Origin of the sequence: Moorena sp. SIO3B2 (assembly GCF_010692525.1) — a bacterium.
Taxonomy (GTDB): domain Bacteria; phylum Cyanobacteriota; class Cyanobacteriia; order Cyanobacteriales; family Coleofasciculaceae; genus Moorena; species Moorena producens.
Genome location: NZ_JAAHHE010000834.1, coordinates 1 through 1,557, shown reverse-complemented (window position 1 = coordinate 1,557; position 1,557 = coordinate 1). Strand labels below are relative to the sequence as shown.

Genomic DNA, 1,557 nt, shown 5'->3' with positions numbered 1-1,557 from the left:
AAAAAACGCCGACGGATTGAAATCAAATCTGAGCGTGAAATTGAGATCATGCGGCAGGCGGCAACTATTGTGGCAACAGTACTCAAAGAAATTTCTGAAATGGTTGAGCCAGGAATGAGCACAGCGGATTTAGATACCTATGCCGAAAAGCGGATCCGTCAGATGGGAGCAACCCCAAGTTTCAAAGGCTACTACGGCTTTCCTGGGTCGATCTGCAGCTGCCTTAATCACGAAGTAGTTCATGGTATTCCTAGTGCCAAGAAAGTAATTTGCAGTGGTGATGTGTTGAAAGTTGATACAGGTGCCTACTATCAGGGATTTCACGGAGACTCATGCATTACTATTCCGATTGAAGAGGTTAAACCAGAAGCGAGTCAATTAATTCGGGTGGCAAATGAAACCCTCTACAAGGGCATCGAACAGGTTAAAGCAGGGAAGTACTTGTTAGACATTGCTGGTGCGATTGAAGACCATGCCCAAACTTATGGCTATAGTGTAGTGGAGGATTATACGGGTCACGGTGTGGGGCGAAATCTACACGAAGACCCCTCAGTATTCAACTTTCGCACCCGGGAATTGCCGAATGTCAAGCTGCGTGCTGGGATGACTCTGGCGATTGAGCCAATTTTGAATGCTGGTACTAAGTTCACACGTACCCTATCTGACCGTTGGACAGTTGTTACGGTCGATAATTCTCTATCCGCTCAGTTTGAACATACGGTTTTGGTAACAACTGATGGCTACGAAATCTTGACTGATCGTGCCAAGGTCTAACTATAGCGTTACTTATGAACTAGTGAAAGACTTGCTGGCACATGGAACTTATCAGTGGGTAGTCGGTATGCGTGAATAGAGGAGCATCTCCTACTCCAGGGGAAATGGTCTAGGTGTACCATTTTCTCCCAAGCCATAGCTATTGCTTACCAGATTAGGTATGATATATTGGGTTGGGACTATTTCTAAAAACTACCAAATTTCTGGCTGTTAACAGCCGGGATACTTGATCGCAAGTAAGCGCGAAGTTTTAAAACCCAGTCTCGTCAGAGCTGGGATTAAAAACGATTAACGCGCTAATTTATTTGGCACTCAGTCTTTTCTGAGCAATCATCATCACCCAATCAATGTAGCCTTATAATAAGGAAGTTTCCTCTAGGCGGTGAGAGCATCCACATCGCAACCCCACTCAGAAAAGTAAATGGGTGAAAAATATTGTTGGACGGTGCTTCTAGTAACTAGTTACATAGACCGCAATCTATCTACTGCTAAAAAACTCCCGATCAGATCTCAGGGGTGTTGATCAGGTTGCATCTAATTTCTTTCTTCTTAGTTACTTTACTAATCTCCGGAACTATGACCAATCAAATAGTCGAAAAAATTGCCGGAATGTCTCTGGTAACTATTAGCTTTGATAGGGATTCGACAGCTGTTTCAAAAGAAAACCCCCAAACCGTTGAGCCTAGGGGTAATTATCAGGGTGCATCTACCATTTATTTCTTCTGATTGATGGGATTGATATCCGGAAAGATGACTACTAAATGGCTAACAAAACCCACGGGA

The 1,557-nt window shown here is 43.7% G+C and carries 2 protein-coding genes; both read left to right on the top strand.

What is annotated here, in order from left to right; all coding sequences use genetic code 11:
• On the top strand, window positions 1-774 hold a 774-nt coding region (gene map / locus F6K38_RS41590; protein ID WP_287360684.1), incomplete at its 5' end, for a type I methionyl aminopeptidase.
• A 576-nt stretch (window positions 775-1,350) separates the two neighbouring features.
• Entirely contained in the window at window positions 1,351-1,500 is a 150-nt protein-coding gene (locus tag F6K38_RS41585; RefSeq protein ID WP_158026457.1) for a hypothetical protein, read from the top strand.
• The last annotated feature ends 57 nt before the right edge of the window (window positions 1,501-1,557 follow it).

Excerpts from the sequence above, each read along its gene's own strand:
- F6K38_RS41585 (WP_158026457.1), top strand. The coding sequence starts at position 1,351 with ATGACCAATCAAATAGTCGAAAAAATTGCCGGAATGTCTCTGGTAACT.